The sequence below is a fragment of the Kribbella turkmenica genome, assembly GCF_004348725.1.
GTDB lineage: Bacteria > Actinomycetota > Actinomycetes > Propionibacteriales > Kribbellaceae > Kribbella > Kribbella turkmenica.
This window is the reverse complement of sequence record NZ_SMKR01000153.1, coordinates 1-18001: the sequence shown is the minus strand read 5'-3', so window position 1 is coordinate 18001 and position 18001 is coordinate 1. Positions and strand designations below refer to the sequence as shown.

Here is an 18001-nt window from a genome sequence, read left to right as displayed (position 1 = left end):
TGCAGGCGGCCTCCTGGTCATCGGCGGGCCCGCACCAGAGCGCGACCGCCTCGTCCAGCATGCTCATCCCCCCGACGAGATTGCCCGCCTGCACCTGGGCGAGCCCGCCGTCGGCGAGCGCCTTCGCCTCCAGGTCGACGTCTCCGAACCTGCGCGCCCGGTCGAGGGCGAGCTCCGCCCGCCTCAACAGCTCGTGTGGGTCGTCTACGTCGCAGCCGACCCCCGCGAGCGCCACCCAGCCCTGTTCCACGCACGCCGGCTCGTCCTCCAGCAGCCGGGCGGCCCGGTGGAACCACACGCGGGCCGCCGCCCGGTTGCCACTGAAGGTCTCGAACGCCCAGCCCAGACGCGCACAGGCCATCGCCGCCTGGCGCGCGTCGCCGGCCGCGGTGAACCGGCGCACGTCGGCCGACAGCTGGTCCATCCCCGCCTGGATGTCACCCCCGTCGAAGGCGGCCATGGCGGTGGACCTCGCCGCGCTGGCATGCGTTTCCGGCTCCCTGGCCACGCTTCGATGGTAGGACTGCGGAGAGAGTCCCACCTATGGGTCTGGTGAACAAGACGGCCGCCGCGCAGCCGCGCGGATTGTAAGCGGGCTCCCGGGCACGGTCCGCTTCTATCGCCTCGGCGGTATCGCTACCACCAGCAGTACCTCCACAAGAACCCCAACGGCTACCGCTGCCACTCCAACACCGGCGTACCGTTCCCCGCCGACGTCTGAAAGTTCCAGCATTAGAACGAGGGCGTCACCTCGTGTGGCGCCCTCTCCGTTGGCAAGCCGTTGCTGGTCGGCCAACAAGACCTCGGTACTACCGAACACTCGACCGGTCGGCGTGCTTGCGCACGTCAAGTACACCCAGCCGGCCACGAGTCGGGCTCCTGTGGGGCCGGCACAGTGCGGTGCACCTCGATCAACACAACCTGGGAAACGTCCTCGACGACCGCAGGAGCATCAACCCGGCGGCACCCTGCGCAGAGGCCGCCTGCCGCCGCGGGCGAAGATGTCAGGCTGCCGAGCTCGGAGCGGTCCGGGAGACCGGCTTGACGTGGGCGAAGGCGCTGCGGGCGTTCCAGGTGGGGAAGGCTCGTACGAGCCAGGACGGGCCGTGGAGTTGAATGCGGCGGTCGCGGACGGCTTCGGCCCAGCTGAGCCGGCCCGCGTGCCATTTGACGAAAGCCTCGGCCTCCGCCGTGATGTAGAGGTCCTCGTCGACGCCGGGGTATGTCTTGCAGATTTCGGTGTCTCCGTGCTCGATCAGGAGCCAGTACCGTTCGATGCGTCGGTGGGCCGTGAAGTCGAACCGGATGACGACGCGCCGGTGCGGTAACCGATCCCGGCGGAGCATGTTGCACATCGACCACAGGGCGACAAAGGGATCAAGATGCTCGGGCGCGATCTCCAGCCAGGCAGCGCCCCACTCGCCGAGCGACACGCAGACCTTGAAGAGGTCGTGCCCCGCGGGCGTGAGCTCGTAGTGGCACCCGCGTCCATCGGGCTTGGGCGCCGAGGTGACGATACCGAGCCGTTCGAGCTGCTTGAGGCGCTGCGAGAGCAGCGTGCGGGAGAGCCCGGGCGCGCCCTCCAGGATCTCGCCGAAGCTTCCGCAGCCCAGCCGGAGGTTGCGGATGATCAGCGGCGTCCAGCGCTCGGCGAAGATCTCCGCGCCCCGAGCGATGGGGCAGTACTGGCCATAGGTCCGCATGACGCCAGTGTCTGTCCGCTGCGCTCGGACGTGAAGTGCAGATTCTTGACTTCACGACCGGGGCCTCCGGCGATGCAATGGTGCCGTCGACGGCCCGCCGATGACGTCGGCCACCGATCAAGTCGGCCACCTGCGTGAGGAGGTAATTGCCATGGAGATCGACGGATTCCGGGGCCTGCTGATCACCGCCGACGATGCCGAGTACGACACCGCCCGAGCCGTCTGGAACGGCGCCATCGACCGGCGCCCCCGGCTGATCGCGCGGTGCAGCGAGACCGCCGACGTGGCCGCGGCCGTGCGCTTCGCCCGCGAGCACGACCTGGAGATCGCCGTACGGGGCGGCAGCCACAACGTGGGCGGTACAGCGGTGTGCGACGACGGTATCGTCATCGATCTTTCGGCCCTGCGCGCCGTGTGGGTCGATCCGATCGGCCGCACCGCCCGGGTGCAGGGCGGCGCACTGTGGAGCGACGTCGACCACGAGACCCAGGCCCACGGTCTGGCCACCACCGGCGGCATCGTGAGTCATACCGGCGTCGCCGGGCTCACCCTGGGAGGCGGCCTCGGCTGGCTCATGCGAAAACACGGGCTCGCCGTCGACAACCTGCTCGCCGCAGAGGTGGTCACCGCCGAGGGCAGCATCGTTCGGGCGTCCACCGACGAACACCCCGACCTGTTCTGGGCGTTGCGAGGCGGTGGCGGCAACTTCGGCGTCGTCACCTCGTTCCACTTCGCGCTGCACCCCCTCGGCCCCGACGTCCTCGCCGGCCCGGTCTTCTGGGCGGCCGAAGACACCGCCGAAGTGATGCGCTTCTACCGGGACTTCATTGCCGAAGCCCCTGACGAACTCGGCAGCCTGGTCAGGCTCGGCACCGTCCCTGCTCTGCCGGGCATCCCCGCTGATCTGCACTGGCGGCCGGCCATCGCCGTCAGCTGCTGCTACGCCGGCGCCGTGGAAGACGGCGAGCGTGCGGTACGGAGCCTTCGCCGGCTGGGGACACCGCTCGTGGACCTGCTCGCACCCACGCCGTACGTCGCGCACCAGCGTGCCATCGACGACACCGTGCCCCATGGGTGGCACTACTACTGGAAATCCACGAACCTCGCCGGGCTCTCCGACGATGCCATCGCTGTCATCGCCGACCATGCCTACGCCGCCGGCTCGCCCCGGTCGATGGTGGTGATGTTTCACATGAGAGGTGCCGTCGCCCGAGTGCCCCACGACGCCACTGCCTATGCCGGTCGCGACGTCGCCCACAACATCGTCATCGAAGGAGTGTGGTTACCTGACGAAGCGGGCGAGCACGCTGCGGCCGAGAGCGCGTGGGCGCGGCGGTTCCTCGAAGCCCTCGAACCAGTCCGAGCCGGTGGCGTCTACGTCAACTTCCTTGACGCCGACGACGACCCCAGCCGCATTCGAGAAGCCTACGGCGATCACCTCTGGCGGATCGCCGAAGTCAAGGCCAAGTACGACCCGGACAACGCGTTCCACCACAACAAGAACATTCCTCCAGCATGAGATCCACCGGCGCGGTGGATGGTGGACCCAGGACGAGCTTCGTCGCCTGTCCGCACCGATGTCGTCGCCTTCTCGCGGCGCTGTGCCGGACGTACTGTGCTGGCAGTCCTCTCCGAGGGAGCGTGCGATTTCATGAAGAAGTTCTTGCGCAGTTGCGCCGTCCTTGCGGCCAGTGTCCTGCTGGTCACCACCGCCACGCCCGCCGGGGCCATCGTCGGCGGCGCGCCGGACAACGGCGAGCACCCGTACGTCGGGCAGCTGCTGTTCTACGTGCCCGACGCGATCGACCCCCGGTTCGACGATCCCGGAGCCTGGTTCAACTGCACCGGCACGCTCATCGATGCGGACACCGTCGTGACGGCCGGCCACTGCACGTTCGCCGTCGGTGTCGAGGGCGAGGTGCCGGACAACCCGTTGTTCGGTGGTACGGACGTCTGGTTCTCGGTCTCCGAGGCTCCCGACTACTCGGTTCTGCCGGCGAGCTCGACGTTCGTGCCGGATCGGAACGAGCAACGCTACGAGACCTGGTCCGCACTGCTCGATGCCAGTGACGAGTGGTCCGAGGCGGAGTCGACGTTCACCCATCCCGAGTACGTCGACGCGGCGTTCTTGCTGCACGACCTCGGTGTCGTCGAGCTGAGTGAACCGATCGAGCTCGACGAGTACGGATCGCTGCCGACACCCGACTACCTCGACCAGTACGCCGGCAAGGCGAAACAGCGCGCGTTGTTCGAGTCCGTCGGGTACGGCCTCGAGGACAGCGGCCCGAAGTTCTCCCTCGGCGGCGACACCCGCCGGAAGGCCGACCGCCGGCTGATCAGCTTCCGGGGCGCGTACGGTCTGCGCGACATCGCGGTCATGTTCTCGCACGCGCAGGGCGGTTCGACCACCGGAGGCACCTGCTTCGGCGACTCGGGCGGTCCGACGTTCGACATCACCAGCCCGGCGATCGCCGAGCAGAACATCATCGTCGCGGTCACGTCGTTCGGCCTGAACTACAACTGCAACGCCAGCGGCAGCTACCGGATCGACCAGCCCGAGGACCTGGTCTTCCTGGCAGACCCGGCGGGCGCCTACAACTGACGCCTGACAGTCGAAAGCGCCAGAACTCCCACGAGTCCTGGCGCTTTCAGGCTCGCCCGTGAACGGTCAGCCCATGGACTTCTGGCCGTCGATGGATTCCCGGATGATGTCGGCGTGGCCGGCGTGCTGGGCGGTTTCGGCGGCGATGTGCAGCAGCACGCGGCGGACGGACCAGAAGACACCCGGCGGCTGCCAGGGGGCGGCCGGGAGCTCGTAGGTCTGGTCGAGGTCGAGGGTGCGGACGAGGTCGTCGGTGGCGGCCGCGACCTTCTCGTACTCCGCGAGTACGCCAACCAGCGTCTCGGTCTCGGTGAGCCGGAACTGGCTCTCCCACTCGGCGATCATCTCCGGGGTGAACTCGACCTCCGCCGGCACGTCGTCGCCGCCGCCGGCCTGGGCGAACTCGGCCCACTTCCGTTCGAGCGCGGTGACGTGCTTGATCAGCCCGCCGACTGTCAGGGCGCTCACCGTACTGCGAGTGTTCGCCTGTTCGTCGGACAGACCTTGCGCGGTGTACCCGAGGAAGTAGCGATGCTTGCTCAGGAGGTCGAGGATGTCAGCCCGTTCACCGGTCACGATCTGCTCGTTCGTCGTCATCCTGCGAACCTAAGAGTGATGACGGCCAGCCCGTGTCCTCTACTCGAGACGATGCGCGTTCAAAATTGGCTGACAGGCTGCTGAGATCGGTTGTCCCGGGTTAGGGTGCCGTGGGGCCGCCGATCTGTTGCTGACAAAGGGTTCTCGTCAAGAGGGGGCATCACCGTGGGTACAGTCACGACCAGCGACGGCGTCGAGATCTTCTACAAGGACTGGGGCAGCGGCCAGCCGATCGTCTTCAGTCACGGATGGCCGTTGTCGGCCGACGACTGGGACGCCCAGATGCTGTTCTTCCTGCAGCAGGGGTACCGCGTCATCGCTCATGACCGCCGGGGTCACGGCCGGTCCACCCAGACCGGTGACGGTCACGACATGGATCACTACGCCGACGACCTGGCCGCCGTGGTCGAGCACCTCGATCTGCACGACGCCATCCACGTCGGCCACTCGACCGGGGGCGGCGAGGTCGCCCACTACCTGGCCCGCCACGGCGAGAGCCGGGCCGCGAAGGCCGCGCTGCTGTGCGCGGTCCCTCCGCTGATGGTGAAGACCGACGCCAACCCCGAGGGGCTGCCCAAGGACGTCTTCGACGACCTGCAGGCGCAACTGGCGGCGAACCGGTCCGAGTTCTACCGCGCGCTGCCGTCGGGCCCGTTCTACGGGTTCAACCGGCCGGGCGCGGAGTCGTCCGAGGCGGTCATCGCGAACTGGTGGCGCCAGGGCATGATGGGCGGCGCGAAGGCCCACTACGACGGCATCGTCGCGTTCTCCCAGACCGACTTCACCGAGGACCTCAAAAGGATCACCATCCCGGTGCTGGTGATGCACAGCGAGGACGACCAGATCGTGCCGTATGTCGCCTCGGGCCCCAGGTCGGCGGAGTTGCTCGAGAACGGGGTCCTCAAGACCTACAAGGACTTCCCGCACGGCATGCCCACTACCCACGCCGACGTGATCAACGCCGACCTGCTGGAGTTCCTGCAGTCCTGATCACCGAAACCGGGGCACCGGACAGCGACTACCCTTCGGCGGAAGCGGAAATGGAAGGGGCTGCCGATGGCTGCCGGATATGCGATCCGGGCGTTGCAGGACGGGGATCCGGAGGTGATGTCGGCTGCGTTCACGGCGCTGGGGTGGGACAAGCCGGTGAGCCAGTACGAGAGCTATCTGGCTGAGCAGCGCGCCGGCCTACGCGACGTCCTGGTGGCCACGGTCGACGACGAGTTCGCCGGGTACTTGACGGTGCGGTGGGAGTCGGCGTACTTCGGGGCGGTCCCGGAGATCCAGGACTTCAACGTCCTCCCGCCGTACCGGCGCCGCGGGATCGGCAGCGGCCTGATGGACGCCGCCGAGGACCGGGTCGCCGAACGGTCCGCGGTCGTCGGCATCGGCGTCGGTCTGTACGCCGCCTACGGCACCGCCCAGCGGATGTACGTCCGCCGCGGGTACATCCCCGACGGCCGCGGCCTCATGTACGACAACCGGCCGGTCCCACCCGGTGAAACCATCCGCAACGACGACGCCGCCAACCTCATGTTCACCAAGACCCTGGGTGAGGCCGGCTCGAAGTGAGCTGGGCGCCGTCCGGCAGGCCAGCGCCGTGCCTCGGGTTCGGGGGCCCGAGGCACGGCTGTCGTGGGCTACGGGATGGCGGTGAGGTTGAAGGCGTAGCGGGCGGTGGAGTCGGCGATCGCGTCGGCGTTGACGTCAAGGGCGGTGAGGTTCGGGTTGGCGATGGTGTCGCAGGCCTGGTGGTAGCAGGCGTCGTACGCGACTCCCGCCGTACCGCCGAACAGGGCCGCCTCCGCCGGTGTCTTGATGCCTTCGGCGCCGGTGAAGATACCGCCGGCGGGGATGCCGGCTGCGATGAACGGGCCGTAGTCGGAGCGGCCGTCGAAGTCGGTGCCGACGGTGGCGAGGCCGCGGCTGGTGAAGAAGTCCTCCAGCTGGTTCTCGATCTGCGCCGATCCGGGCGGTCCGGCCGGTGCGCCGGTCGCGTCGGAGTCGTCACCGTCGTACAGCTTGTAGGCGTAGTTCGGCGAGGCGACCATGTCGAAGTTGAGGTACAGCCTGATCCGGTCCCGCTCGGCGGCGGTCAGGCCCTCGACGTACTGGTCGGAACCGAGCAGCCCGATCTCCTCGGCGGCCCAGAACGCGAACCGGACCTTGTTCTTCACCGGGAAGTTCCCGATCTGCAGCGCGGTCTCGAGGATGGCCGCCGTGCCCGAGCCGTTGTCGTTGATGCCCGGGCCTGCCTCGACGCTGTCGAGGTGCGCGCCGACCATCACGACGTTGTTCGGGTCACCCTTGCGGGTCTCGCCGATCACGTTGTAATCGGTGCCTAGCGTCAGCGTGGAGTCGACCTTGAGCCGGACGGTGGTGCCCGGATTCGCGGCCAGTTCGTTGCCGACGGCGAAGCTGGCGAAGACCATCGGGATCCCGGCCCGCCACTCACCGATGTCGAGTGCGAACGCGTCGGTCCGGCCCGGCTGGCCTTCGTTGAAGACGATGACGCCGACGGCGCCGGCGAACCCGGCGTTGCGCACCTTGGTGACGAACGGGCACGTGCCGCGCTGGATGAGCGCGATCCGGCCGGCGACGAAGTCGGCGAAGTCGGACATCTCGCAGCCGCTCGTCGACGACGGAGAGGGCGCCGGCGGCAGGGTCAGGTCGACCGCTTGGACCTGCGCGGTCACGTCACCCGCCGGTGACGGCCGGAAGGTGAAGAACTCGGAGTTTGCGGTGTAGGTCTTGGCCACCGGCGACACCTGGTTCAGGACCGGTGGGCTGTTCTCCACCCAGTTCTCGACGAAGTTGATCGGGTCGAGCGTGACCTGATAGCCGGCGCGTTCCAGCCGCTGCGCGACGTACTCGGCCGACTGTTCGTAGCCGTTGGTCCCGGCGGCGCGGTTGCCGCCGTTGTCGTCGGCGATCGCCTGCAGGGCGACCATGTGCTGGTTCGCGTTCTGTCCGGTGACCTTCTTGACCAGCAAGTTGGCGTACGTCTCCTCCTTCGGGACGGCGCTGGCCGGGACCTGTTGGACGGCGACCAGAGCGATGGCCGCGGCGATGCTGACGGCGCCGATGGCGCCACGACGAAACTCACGCATTCGTTCCCCCCACAAGCGGATTGAGCAGTTCCCCCAGGCCGCGCGCTCCTCGCAATGTATCCGAGCCGGCAGCGAGCGGCCAGAGGTCAGCATTCCGGAAGGGGAACGTCCGGAACCGGCTCTACCGTGGGCCCCATGGGGTTCATGGACAGGTTGTCGGGGAAACGACTCGAGCAGCTGGACCTGCGGGCCGCGCTGATGCGCGACGTCGACCTGCGGGACGCACGATTCGAGCGAGTGGTGCTGACCGGGACCAGGATGCGTGGTGTGGAGCTCGGACACGTGACGATCGACGGCGACATCGAGGACCTGGTCATCAACGGCGTCGACGTCGCCCCCTTCGTGTACGCCGAGCTGGACCGCCGCTACCCGGATCGCGCGAAGATGCGCCCGACCGATCCGGCGGGCTTCCGGTCGGCGTGGGACATCCTCGAACGCCTGTGGGACGGGACGGTCAGGCGGGCCCGGGTGCTGCGGCCGGAACAGCTGCACGAGCGGGTCGACGGCGAGTGGTCGTTCATCGAGACGCTGCGCCATCTGGTTTTCGCGACCGACGCCTGGGTCGGACGGGTGATCCTCGGCGATCCGCGGCCATGGGACGCGCTCGACCTTCCGTTCGACGGGATGGCCGACGTACCAGGTGTCCCACGGGATCGCACCGTCCGTCCGTCGCTCGACGAAGTACTTGCCTTGCGCAACGACCGGATGGCGATGGTGCGGCGCCTTGTCGACAATCTGACCGTCGACCGGCTGGACGCCCGCACCACCCCGGTCCCCGAACCCGCCTGGCCCGACTCCATCAGCTACGCCGTCCGCGACTGCCTCCTCATCGTCCTCAACGAGGAATGGCAACACCGCCTCTACGCCGAACGCGACCTCGACGCCTTGGAGTCCTGATTTCACCTGGAGGTCAGCCAGGCGCGTTGTTGGCGGGCGGCGGTGCATCTGCAGGTCGGGGTATTGCGGAGGAGAGCGGCCGGGTGTCGCGCGCCTGGCGATCCGCCTGCTCAACCGGGCAACGACGGACTGGCCTCGTGCTCCGTGGCGGCCGGCTCCTGGGGACGCATGCGGCATGGAACGACGAACCCTTACGCCACCGGGAAATCACGCCCCGCTCGACCACCGACTACCTCCGCGACCAGGCGAGCGGTCTGCCCCGGCGCGAGTCGTCGGTCGTCAACGGGTCGGCGTGGCGGTGGAAGACCTTCCACTCCCCGTTCTCGCGGCGGTACAGCTGCGTGACCCGCAGCGTGTACGTCCGCGGCCCGACCAGATCGCCCGGCGGGGCAGGGCATCACCGTTGTGGATCGCCACCTCGGCGTCCCGCAGCCTCGTCGTCACCCACTCCAGGAAGTCCTCTCGATCGGTCATGGTCCCCCCTTTCCTGGTTCGGTTGAACGGTGGACCGGTCGGCTGCATCAGGGATCAGGTTCCCGGCCTCCCGGGAGATCGCGAAGTACGCCGGCAGCCAGGAGACCGCGATCAGACCCGTTGCCACCAGCAAGGTCAGGCGTGGGCCGACGAGCGTGCCCAGGGCTCCGCCGAGCAACGCACCCAGCGGGAACAGCCCCATCAGGAGGAACCGCATCGTCGCGTTCACCCGGCCCAGCAGCCGCTCCGGCACAATCCGCTGCCGCAGCGTCACCGAGGTGATCGCGTAGACGATCTGCCCGAGCTCGCCCACCGCGGCGCCCAGGACCAGCAGCAGGACGAGCCATCCCGGCTGGGCCAGCGGGCCGAGAACCCCGAGCGGGCCGGTGATCGCGAGTGAGAGCCAGATGATCCGTCCGGGGCCGAACCGGCGGGCCAGCCGGGGCGTGACCGCGGCCCCGAGCATCGCGGTCACGGATCCGACCGCGAGCACGATCCCGACCAGGGTCGGCGTCAGGCCGAGGGTCCGGACCAGGAAGATGAAGCTCACCGCGGAGGCGAGCGCGAACGCGAAGTTGTTCACCGCGCTGGTGATCGCGACCGCCCGGATCAGTCGGTGCCGGGCGACGTACGCCAGCCCTTCCCGGATCTGCTCCCACAACCTCGACTCACCGGCCGGCGGGCGGACCTCCTCGCGGGACCTGATCGCCAGCAGCGACAGCGCGGACGCCAGGTACGTGCCCGCCTGGATCAGTACGACGTTCGCCGCGCCGATCGCCGTGACCAGCCAGCCGCCCACTCCCGGCCCGGCGATCTGGCCGCTCGCCCGGATCGTCTCCATCGCGGAGTTGCCGGTGAGCAGCCGGTCCTTCCCGATCACCGACGGCAGGTAGCTCTGGTACCCGACGTCGAAGAACACCCGCGCGAACCCGGTGAGCAGCGACACCACGACCAGTTGCGAGATCGTCAGTACGCCGGCCAGCGCCGCGACCGGGATCGTCGCCAGCAGACCGGCCCGGACCAGGTCGCTCGCCACCAGGATGCGGCGCCGGCGCCATCGGTCCACCCACGCGCCGGCGGGCAGACCGATCAGCGCGAACGCGACGGTGCCCGAGGCGGTCACCAGCCCGAGCTCGAACGGTGTGGCCCCCAAGGTGAGCACAGCCAGCAGCGGTATCGCCACACCACTGATCTGCGCCCCGAACTGACTGGTCGTCTGACCGACCAGCAACCAACGGAAATCCCTCGTCACGACAACCTCCACAGAACCGGATGGGAACCCCACCCGCCTGCAGAAATTCGTCGCTAGGGGTGGGGCACGTTACCGGACCCGCGGTCGGGGGATCAACTAGCGTGCCTGGAATGCTCCGGTGGCGCGGTAGGCGGCGTGCAGGTCGAGCACCACGCGGGTCGGCGGATGCATGTCGCCCGGCGGATCCTCGAAGAACCCGAGCTCCAGCACTTCGTCTGGGTCCGGCGACAGCTCGCCGGTCCACCGGCGCGCCTCGAAGCACAGCGCGAAGCACTGGAGGACGTCGCCGTTCGGGTAGGTGAGGGTGTGGAGGTCGGCCTCGGACAGCGACGCGAAGGGAACCAGGTCCTCCGGCGCAACCGTGAGGCCGGTCTCCTCGCAGAACTCCCGAGCGGCCGTGGTGCGGAAGCTGTCGCCGGGCTCGGCAGCGCCGGCGGGAAGCCCCCACAGGCCGGTGTCACGGCTTCGCTGGAACAGGATCCGGTGGTCGCCGTCGATCGCCAGCACCTGCGCTCCGGGCATCAGGAGGAGGCGGGAGCCGACCTGCCGGCGGAGCTGCCGGAGAAATGAATCTGCCATGGGTGAGAGGGTGAAGCATGGACCGGATCAGGCGGCGGGCGGGGAGTCTGCTCGGGCTGGGGCTCGTGCTGGGCCTGGGGTGGACGATCGCGGTCAGTACGTCGATGCCGAGCTGGTTCGACCCGGACGAGGCCTGCGCGCTGCGGTTCGGCGGGGCCGACAGCTCGAACATCGAGGTGCGCACCGGCTGGTTCCCGCCGTCGGCGACGTGTGAATTCACCGACGGCAGCGTCCGGGACTTCATCTCGCCGACCAGGTCCGCGGTGCTGTCCGTCACCGGCGTACTGATTCTCGTCCTGCTGGTCGCCGGCCTGGCCCTGACCGTACGGCGGCTGTCCGGCGACCCCGGTCCGCAGCGGACCGCCGACGGGGCCGACCTGACCAGGCGGCGGCGCAAGCACCTGGCGTTCGGCGCCCTCGACATGGCGGTCGTGGTCGCGGTCGTCAGCGCCGGCAACGTGCTCGCGATCGTGCTCGGCGGTCCGCCCGGGGGAATCCTGTTCGCCGTCGCCACCATCACCGGGTTGTCGGCGCTGGCCGTCGTCCTGGATCGCCACGTCGGCCCACTCCCGAGCTCGGCGCTCGACAGCCGGCGCCGCGGCACCGCGGCCGGCCTGATCGTGTTCGCGGTGATCTTCGCGGCGACGGCCGTCACCGGGCAGATGCCGTTCTTCCGGCTGTGGTCGGCGCCGCTGGCCGCGGTCACGTACGCCGTCGTCGCCGCCGTTCAGTGGTCCCGCCTACCCCACTACGGACGGGACCACCGAACGTCGCATCAGTCAGTCGGCTGAACGCTCCGGCCAACCGGGGAGGATGTTCTGGTTGAGGTGGAACACGTTCTCGGGGTCGTACTCGCACTTGATCCGGGACAGCCGGTCGTAGTTCTCCTGCCCGTAGCCGGCAACGATCCGGTTCTGCCCCTCGTTGCCGATGAAGTTCAGGTACACGTAGCCGGTCGCCCACTCTTGGAGATCGGAGCACAGGTCCCGGGCCCACTGTCGACCGCGCGCGTCGTCGGCAGGATCGGACCACAGTCCGAACGGGTGCACCACCCAGGCGGCCTTCCGGTGCGGCAGCGGCCACTTGTCGGCGTCGCGGAGCACCGCGCCGCCCCACGGTGCGAGTGCCTGCTGCGACGGCGAAGGGCACGGCATGTCCTGCGCCCGGTCGCAGAACGCCTCCACTGCCAGGTCGGGCAGAGACGACAAATGCTCGGCCGACCAGTAGTTGCGGAAGCCCGGCGGATCGTCGAGCGCCGAGTTCAGGTCCGCGTAGGGCAGCTCCGCTACCAGCTCGGCTTCCGGTGCCAGGTCGAACATCGGCGCGAACGCCTCCCGCGCCTCCGCCTCGGTCCCGGCGTAGATCGCGGCAGCTCCAACGCACAACCTGCCCTGCAGATGCTCCGGCACGAACTCCTCGGGTGGCCCGGTCAGGTAGAGCGCCGCACCGCCGAGCTCCTCAGGAGCACCGTGCTCGAAAAGATCCCGGTACGCACGGAACACCGCCGGGCCGGCCGCGGCCGGCCACAACAGCAGCGCCAAGGTGCTCGCGGGCAACGGCTGGAGCCGGAACGTCAGCGAGGTCGCGACCCCGAAGTTGCCCCCGCCGCCGTGCAGCGCCCAGAACAGGTCGGTGTTCTTCGTCTCGTCCGCGATCAGCAGCCGTCCGTCGGCGGTCACGAGCTCCACCGAGATCAGGTTGTCGCAGGCCAGCCCGAACTTCCGCTCCAGCCACCCCGATCCGCCGCCGAGGGTCAGTCCCGCGACCCCGGTGGTCGAGACCCGGCCGCCTGTCGTCGCCAGCCCGTACGGCTGGCAGGCCCGGTCGAAGTCGCCCCACGTCGCACCACCGCCGACGCGGGCCATCCGCGCCGCCGGATCGACCTGGACGCCGTTCATCCGGCGCAGGTCGACCACCACGCCGCCCTCGGTCACCCCGGTCCCGGCCACACCGTGACCGCCGCCGCGAACCGCGATCTCGAGCTCCCGCGCGACGCCGTACTGCACGGCTGCCACGACGTCGGCCGCCGACTCGCACTGCGCGATCATCGCCGGCCTTTTGTCGATCATCGCGTTGAAGACCGTCCGCGCCTCGTCGTACGCCTTGTCCCCCTCCTGCAGGACCACTCCCCCGAAGCCCTCCGGTCGCGCCCCCGCCGGCCGCTCGATCGTCTCGGACATGTCGGAACTCCCCCTCGAGTTTGACGGCCGTGCCGCCCGCTCCCGCTCCCCAGCTGACACCGTTGATCGTGCGCTCATCCCACGAGCCGGTCAACGGGTCGATGCCTTACCTGCCGATGACGGAATCCTTGTCTACCAATGGTTTCCTCCCGGTCACGGCTCGGAGTCTCCTGAAAGCACTAGTGCCGCGTCCAGAAACGTTGAGGTCGTAACCCGCGTTGGCTGCAGTTCGACAGGACGTATGCGCCCACTGCCCCACGACAAACGCCTGAGCAGACCAGCAATCCGGCTCGATCGCCGGACACCTCCTGTCGAACTGCACACATCAGCCCGGATCCCCCAACCGCGGACCGCAAATCAGGACTGGGGACAGCTGACCAGATGCCCCAGTCCCCATCAGGTGTCGGAGGATCGGCGCAGGCACCCAGCACGCGACCACGCTCGTCAACAGTTACGACCCCAACGGTTCCGGGCGAGGCACTAGCTGTGGACCTCCGTCGTGGGGAGCATGCCGATGAGGGCATCGGCGGCCAGCGACGCGGCCGGGGTCATGGGCACGGCCACCGAAACCTGCCAGGACGAGGCGGAGCCGGGGACGAGAGGGACGGTGGCGTGGTCGCCTCGCTTGGCGGCGATGCGTTCGGGGACGAGGGCGACGCCGAGGTTGTGCGCGACCAGAGCCAGGAGCGTGTGGACGTCGTTCACCTCGATCGTCACCGGGTGGGCGACGCCGGCGTCCGCGAAGGCGCGGTCGGAGATGGCGCGAGCGCCCCAGGTGGGGTCGAAGTCGACGAAGGACTGCCCGGCCAGGTCGCCGAGTGACACCGCGGCGGCGGACGCGAGTCGGTGGTCCGGGGCGCACACGAGGACCATCGACTCCGTGGAGAGCGGTCGGAGGTCGAGGCCGTCGACCGGGTCGCCCGCGGTCGCCACGAACGCGACGTCGAGGCGGCCCGAGGCGAGTTCGTCGAGCATCGGCGTGGATCCGCCCTGGCGTACCTCGATCTCCACGCCTGGGTACGCGGAGCGGAACTTGGCGAGCAGCGCTGGTACGTCGACCACGCCGAGACACTGCTCCAGTCCGACCGTCAGGTGCCCGCGGAGCAGTCCCTGCACGGCGGCGACCGCGTCCTTGGCGGCCTCGGCGGCGGCGAGGGTACGGCGGCCCTCGCACAGGAGGGCGCGACCGGCCTCGGTGAGCTCGACGCTGCGGGTGTTGCGGACGAACAGGGAGGCCCGGAGCTCACGCTCGAGCGCGCGGATCGAGGCGGACAGACCCGACTGCGAGATCGACATCGCCTCGGCCGCCCGGGTGAAGTGCTTCTGCTCGGCCACCGCCACGAAGTGTTCCAAATGCCTCAGCTCCATGACTCAGAACTCTAGTCGATCGAAGAAATCGGATTCTCCTGTCTTGTATGTTGACGGTCTATCCACAGGGCTGAAGACGCCGTGGGCGGACCAGGCGATCCGGATATGTTCCTGGCATAGGTAGGGTGTCGCGCATGGCGGATGAGTTTCGGGTTGAGGTTGAGCTCGGGAGTGACGAGCACGGGCTGACATTCTGGGAGCGGTTGCGGGCGCTGGATCTGGATGACGACGCGCGCAAGCGGCTCGGGAGCCAGGTGACCGTGACCCGGGACGGAAACCGGATGTTGCTGTACACGGACACGCTCGACGACGCCCGGGAGGCCGAGCGGACCGTGAAGGAACTCGTCGCCGACGACAACCTCGAGGCCGAGTACACGGTGACCCGGTGGAACCCGGCCGAGCAGGAGTGGACGGACCCGAGCGTGCCGGTCGGTGAACACGACGCGGCCGGCGACGCGGCCAAGAACGCCGACATGGAGGTACCGGACCCGCGGTACGTCGTCATTCAGGCCTACAAACCGGAGTTCCTCCGCGACCTCGGGCTGTAGGTCGGCTCGCCACCCCTCGCCGTCGTCCGTGAGTGCAGGTGCTGTGCCGAAGGTTTCTGGCCTGACAGACCACGATCGACCGGCGCGATTCGGGCAGTTCGCGCCGCCGGCGACCCCGTGGTCGTCCGCAGCACGTCACGGTCCGTCGTACGGCGGCGATGCGTCGGTCTGCCGCCCGAAGCGGAGTTGCAGAGCTGTCAACTGGGCGCGAGTGCGTTCGTGGACAGCCTCCCTAGCGCTTGGCGCGATGTGTCAACGGCAGTCGAAAATTGACCAGTTGGCGGCGCCGTGCACTGGTCAGTATTCAGCTGCCGCCGACACGATGAGCCCGGCAGGACTCGCGCGTAATCGCCGAGTGGGAGTCGTGCTCCGTAGTACTGCAGTCAGTAGGTTGGCGGCGTGTGACACGCCTTCAGCCTCGGCGACCACGGGTGGCCGTGCTCGAGGGGTTCGCCGCCACGACGCATAGGTCATCGTCCTGCGCGGGATCTCGCGCTTCGAGAGCAGGGCAGGCACGAGATCGGCGGGTGGGGCTGCGAGCCACAGGTCAGACGTCTGTCCTTGTGTCGGAGCAACACACGCCGGCAGCCGACATCAGTGCACGGGCCCGTCACGTCGGCGGTGTTTCGAGGGCTCGCTGGACGAGGGCGTCGACCATCCATTCCTGGAGGGCACTGACTTCTACGGGCGCGAGTCCGGCGACATCACTCAGCCAGACGCGAGTCTCGATGCCACATGCGGCACGGAGTGCCAAGGCGAGCCGGTGCACGCTCTCGTCGCCGATCGAGTCGGCCATGGGCGCGAGCGCCTCGACGAACCACGCAATGGCGCGGCCCTTGCGCAGTGGCAACTCGTGCGGGACGTCGCCCAGCGAGAACCGCAGCATCGCGCGCTGCTGCGGCTCGGTCTCCTGGACCCGGCTGATGACGAACCGGGCGACAGCGGCCACGCGTTCGTCCAGGGCTGCCGGAGGCGGGTCGGGAAGCACCGATGTGGCTCCGGTCTCCGGGTAGGCCGCGGCAAGGAGTTCAGCTTGTGACGCGAAGTAGCGGTAGGCGGTGGGGCGAGAGATTCCGGCGGCCTCGGCGACCTCCTCGACACGGGGCGTGTCGCCCGCGGTGATCAGTTCGCGCGCTGCAGCGATCAGCTGGTCGCGAGTGCGTTGCTTCTGCCGGGTTCGACCCGACTCGAGGTAGTCCATTGACATGGTCTTCATGATATGCCAATCTCATCATAAGACTGGAGTCTCATAAATGATCGGAGTGTCAGATGACTGAGAGGACGACGCTCGCGCCGGTGATCCGACGGGCAGGCGAGGGCGAGAAGCGATGGTTCTTCGGCGGTGGCGTCTTCACCTGGAAGCTCAGCAGTGCCAACGAGGACATCGGCCTGTGGGAGGTCGACATGGTCGAGGGCAAGTGGACCCCGATGCACACGCACCCGGTCTCGGAGTCGATGTGGGTGCTCGACGGCCAGATCCTGTACCGCATCAACGACGATGAGCACGAGCTCGGTGCCGGCGACTTCGTCATGGTGCCCGCGGGCGTGCCGCACGCCTTCCTCGTCAAGAGCGCAACGGCGAAGGTGCTCGGGATCCAGCCAACCTGCGAGTGCGAACCCTTCTACCACGGCGCCAGCGAGCCCTTCGAAGGATCGGCGTGCGTCGTGGACTTCGACAGGATCGCGCTGAGCGCTCAGCAGAACGGGGGCATCGCGATTGTCGGACCCCCACCCTTCTGAAGAGAGGCGCCCTGATCTGCGGCGATCCGTGCTTCGGCTGTCGCAGACACCTGGCGGAGAGATGTCGCGCATCGGTCGAGGAAGGACATCGTCAGTCGTGCCGGGAAGTGCCGGACCGGGCACCGGTACTGCAAGGTTGCGAGACGGCCCGGACCCGTGGTCGGCAACGGTTCGGTGACGGGTGCGGGCACGGCACGTCTGGGGAACCCTCTGAGCATTAGTCTCGGCGTTTCGTTGCGGGCTCGAGCAGCGCGGTTCTGCGACGCTGACAATGCTGAGGGAGAGGGGTAATCGTGTCTCGTCGACGTGGTCTCGTTGCCGGTGCGGTCGTGCTGTCGTTCGTTCTGGTCGGCTGTTCCGACGTGGCCGCGAGTGAGTCCGGTCCATCCGGCACCCCGTCGTCCTCGAGTACGCCGACCGCCACCATCTCCTCCAGCACGCCGAGCGCCAGTACGAGCCCGACGCCCATTCCCACGCCGACCAAGCCGAAGGTGAAGCAGAAGCCGCAGTACTACGCGCTGCGCGTCGAGAAGCAACTCGACAAACTCGGGTATCCGGTCGGCGACGTCGACGGGGACATCACCGCGCGGTCGAAGCAGGCGCTGTGTGCGTGGCGCGAGACCCACGGGATGCCGGTCAACCGCAAGGGCCTCAGCCTGGCCGACGCGTACTCGGTGCTCAACGCAACCAAGCGTCCGACGCCGACCCGCTCGCCCGGGATCTACGTGAACAAGACCTGCCAGATCGCGTACCAGATCGTCGGCAAGGCCTACAAGCGAATCGTCTGGGTCTCGACCGGTGCCCCTGGCTACGAAACCCCGAACCGCACCGGCAAGGTCTGGCGCAAGTGGGCCGGCGCGCACGAGAGCAGCCTCTACCCGGAGGCCTACATGTACGACTCGATCTACTTCCTCCGCGACCGCCCCGGCATCGCCCTGCACGGCTCCCGCG

17 protein-coding genes and 1 pseudogene are annotated in these 18001 nt (G+C 68.6%); 9 read left to right on the top strand and 9 right to left on the bottom strand.

The features are described from left to right. Positions 1-508, bottom strand: a pseudogene (locus E1218_RS27985) (hypothetical protein); the annotation flags it as partial. Positions 509-1004: 496 nt separating this feature from the next. After that, on the bottom strand, positions 1005-1703 hold the full coding sequence (locus E1218_RS27975; protein WP_132325552.1) for a winged helix-turn-helix transcriptional regulator: 699 nt from the start codon (positions 1701-1703) through the stop codon (positions 1005-1007). A 151-nt stretch (positions 1704-1854) separates the two neighbouring features. On the opposite strand from E1218_RS27975, the gene E1218_RS27970 reads away from it, so the two are divergent. Both E1218_RS27970 and E1218_RS27965 read left to right on the top strand, forming a co-directional pair. Next, positions 1855-3222: an FAD-binding oxidoreductase gene (locus tag E1218_RS27970; RefSeq protein WP_132325550.1), complete on the top strand. Its 1368-nt coding sequence runs from the start codon at positions 1855-1857 to the stop codon at positions 3220-3222. 132 nt (positions 3223-3354) lie between these two features. Beyond that, the gene (locus E1218_RS27965) at positions 3355-4305 is read left to right on the top strand and encodes a S1 family peptidase (protein WP_165949454.1); all 951 of its coding nucleotides are present in this window, start codon (positions 3355-3357) and stop codon (positions 4303-4305) included. Positions 4306-4371: 66 nt separating this feature from the next. On the opposite strand, the gene E1218_RS27960 is transcribed toward E1218_RS27965, so the two are convergent. Next, entirely contained in the window at positions 4372-4902 is a 531-nt protein-coding gene (locus E1218_RS27960) for a DinB family protein (protein ID WP_132325546.1), read from the bottom strand. Between the two features lie 165 nt (positions 4903-5067). Here E1218_RS27960 and E1218_RS27955 point away from each other — a divergent pair, with 165 nt between their 5' ends. Then, positions 5068-5892, top strand: a complete 825-nt coding sequence (locus E1218_RS27955) for an alpha/beta fold hydrolase (RefSeq protein WP_132325544.1) — start codon at positions 5068-5070, stop codon at positions 5890-5892. A gap of 66 nt (positions 5893-5958) precedes the next feature. Then, positions 5959-6474: a GNAT family N-acetyltransferase gene (locus tag E1218_RS27950; RefSeq protein WP_202866229.1), complete on the top strand. Its 516-nt coding sequence runs from the start codon at positions 5959-5961 to the stop codon at positions 6472-6474. 68 nt (positions 6475-6542) lie between these two features. On the opposite strand, the gene E1218_RS37995 is transcribed toward E1218_RS27950, so the two are convergent. Beyond that, positions 6543-8012 (bottom strand): M28 family metallopeptidase, encoded by a 1470-nt coding sequence (locus E1218_RS37995; protein WP_132325543.1) that lies wholly within the window; start codon positions 8010-8012, stop codon positions 6543-6545. A 135-nt stretch (positions 8013-8147) separates the two neighbouring features. Between E1218_RS37995 and E1218_RS27940 the strand changes: the two genes are divergently transcribed. Next, complete coding sequence (locus E1218_RS27940; protein ID WP_202866227.1) at positions 8148-8909, top strand: DinB family protein; 762 nt, start codon at positions 8148-8150, stop codon at positions 8907-8909. A gap of 397 nt (positions 8910-9306) precedes the next feature. On the opposite strand, the gene E1218_RS27930 is transcribed toward E1218_RS27940, so the two are convergent. Together E1218_RS27930 and E1218_RS27925 are read right to left on the bottom strand one after the other, a co-directional pair. Continuing rightward, complete coding sequence (locus E1218_RS27930) at positions 9307-10635, bottom strand: MFS transporter (protein ID WP_233712512.1); 1329 nt, start codon at positions 10633-10635, stop codon at positions 9307-9309. Positions 10636-10731: 96 nt separating this feature from the next. Further along, entirely contained in the window at positions 10732-11214 is a 483-nt protein-coding gene (locus tag E1218_RS27925) for an NUDIX hydrolase (RefSeq protein ID WP_132325539.1), read from the bottom strand. A 17-nt stretch (positions 11215-11231) separates the two neighbouring features. Between E1218_RS27925 and E1218_RS27920 the strand changes: the two genes are divergently transcribed. Further along, complete coding sequence (locus tag E1218_RS27920; RefSeq protein ID WP_132325537.1) at positions 11232-12005, top strand: hypothetical protein; 774 nt, start codon at positions 11232-11234, stop codon at positions 12003-12005. Here E1218_RS27920 and E1218_RS27915 read toward each other — a convergent pair. Beyond that, positions 11994-13394, bottom strand: a complete 1401-nt coding sequence (locus tag E1218_RS27915) for an FAD-binding oxidoreductase (protein WP_132325535.1) — start codon at positions 13392-13394, stop codon at positions 11994-11996. The two genes, E1218_RS27920 and E1218_RS27915, sit on opposite strands and share 12 nt — an antisense overlap. 480 nt (positions 13395-13874) lie before the next feature. Next, a complete protein-coding gene (locus E1218_RS27910) occupies positions 13875-14762 on the bottom strand; it encodes a LysR family transcriptional regulator (protein ID WP_132325533.1) in 888 nt (295 codons plus the stop codon). 134 nt (positions 14763-14896) lie between these two features. Between E1218_RS27910 and E1218_RS27905 the strand changes: the two genes are divergently transcribed. Next, positions 14897-15310, top strand: coding sequence for a hypothetical protein (locus E1218_RS27905; protein ID WP_132325531.1), 414 nt, complete (start codon positions 14897-14899; stop codon positions 15308-15310). 610 nt (positions 15311-15920) lie between these two features. Here E1218_RS27905 and E1218_RS27900 read toward each other — a convergent pair. Further along, positions 15921-16517: a TetR/AcrR family transcriptional regulator gene (locus tag E1218_RS27900; RefSeq protein WP_165949453.1), complete on the bottom strand. Its 597-nt coding sequence runs from the start codon at positions 16515-16517 to the stop codon at positions 15921-15923. Between the two features lie 62 nt (positions 16518-16579). On the opposite strand from E1218_RS27900, the gene E1218_RS27895 reads away from it, so the two are divergent. Next, a complete protein-coding gene (locus E1218_RS27895; protein ID WP_132325527.1) occupies positions 16580-17050 on the top strand; it encodes a cupin domain-containing protein in 471 nt (156 codons plus the stop codon). A gap of 293 nt (positions 17051-17343) precedes the next feature. Further along, positions 17344-18001: L,D-transpeptidase family protein (locus E1218_RS27890; RefSeq protein ID WP_233712511.1), on the top strand; the 658-nt coding region annotated here is incomplete at its 3' end.

Coding starts and splice junctions, on each gene's coding strand:
- E1218_RS27965 (WP_165949454.1), top strand. CDS start 3,355: ATGAAGAAGTTCTTGCGCAGTTGCGCCGTCCTTGCGGCCAGTGTCCTG.
- E1218_RS37995 (WP_132325543.1), bottom strand. CDS start 8,012: ATGCGTGAGTTTCGTCGTGGCGCCATCGGCGCCGTCAGCATCGCCGCG.
- E1218_RS27970 (WP_132325550.1), top strand. CDS start 1,855: ATGGAGATCGACGGATTCCGGGGCCTGCTGATCACCGCCGACGATGCC.
- E1218_RS27910 (WP_132325533.1), bottom strand. CDS start 14,762: ATGGAGCTGAGGCATTTGGAACACTTCGTGGCGGTGGCCGAGCAGAAG.
- E1218_RS27975 (WP_132325552.1), bottom strand. CDS start 1,703: ATGCGGACCTATGGCCAGTACTGCCCCATCGCTCGGGGCGCGGAGATC.
- E1218_RS27895 (WP_132325527.1), top strand. CDS start 16,580: ATGACTGAGAGGACGACGCTCGCGCCGGTGATCCGACGGGCAGGCGAG.
- E1218_RS27940 (WP_202866227.1), top strand. CDS start 8,148: ATGGGGTTCATGGACAGGTTGTCGGGGAAACGACTCGAGCAGCTGGAC.
- E1218_RS27915 (WP_132325535.1), bottom strand. CDS start 13,394: ATGTCCGAGACGATCGAGCGGCCGGCGGGGGCGCGACCGGAGGGCTTC.
- E1218_RS27920 (WP_132325537.1), top strand. CDS start 11,232: ATGGACCGGATCAGGCGGCGGGCGGGGAGTCTGCTCGGGCTGGGGCTC.
- E1218_RS27950 (WP_202866229.1), top strand. CDS start 5,959: ATGGCTGCCGGATATGCGATCCGGGCGTTGCAGGACGGGGATCCGGAG.
- E1218_RS27960 (WP_132325546.1), bottom strand. CDS start 4,902: ATGACGACGAACGAGCAGATCGTGACCGGTGAACGGGCTGACATCCTC.
- E1218_RS27925 (WP_132325539.1), bottom strand. CDS start 11,214: ATGGCAGATTCATTTCTCCGGCAGCTCCGCCGGCAGGTCGGCTCCCGC.
- E1218_RS27905 (WP_132325531.1), top strand. CDS start 14,897: ATGGCGGATGAGTTTCGGGTTGAGGTTGAGCTCGGGAGTGACGAGCAC.
- E1218_RS27900 (WP_165949453.1), bottom strand. CDS start 16,517: ATGTCAATGGACTACCTCGAGTCGGGTCGAACCCGGCAGAAGCAACGC.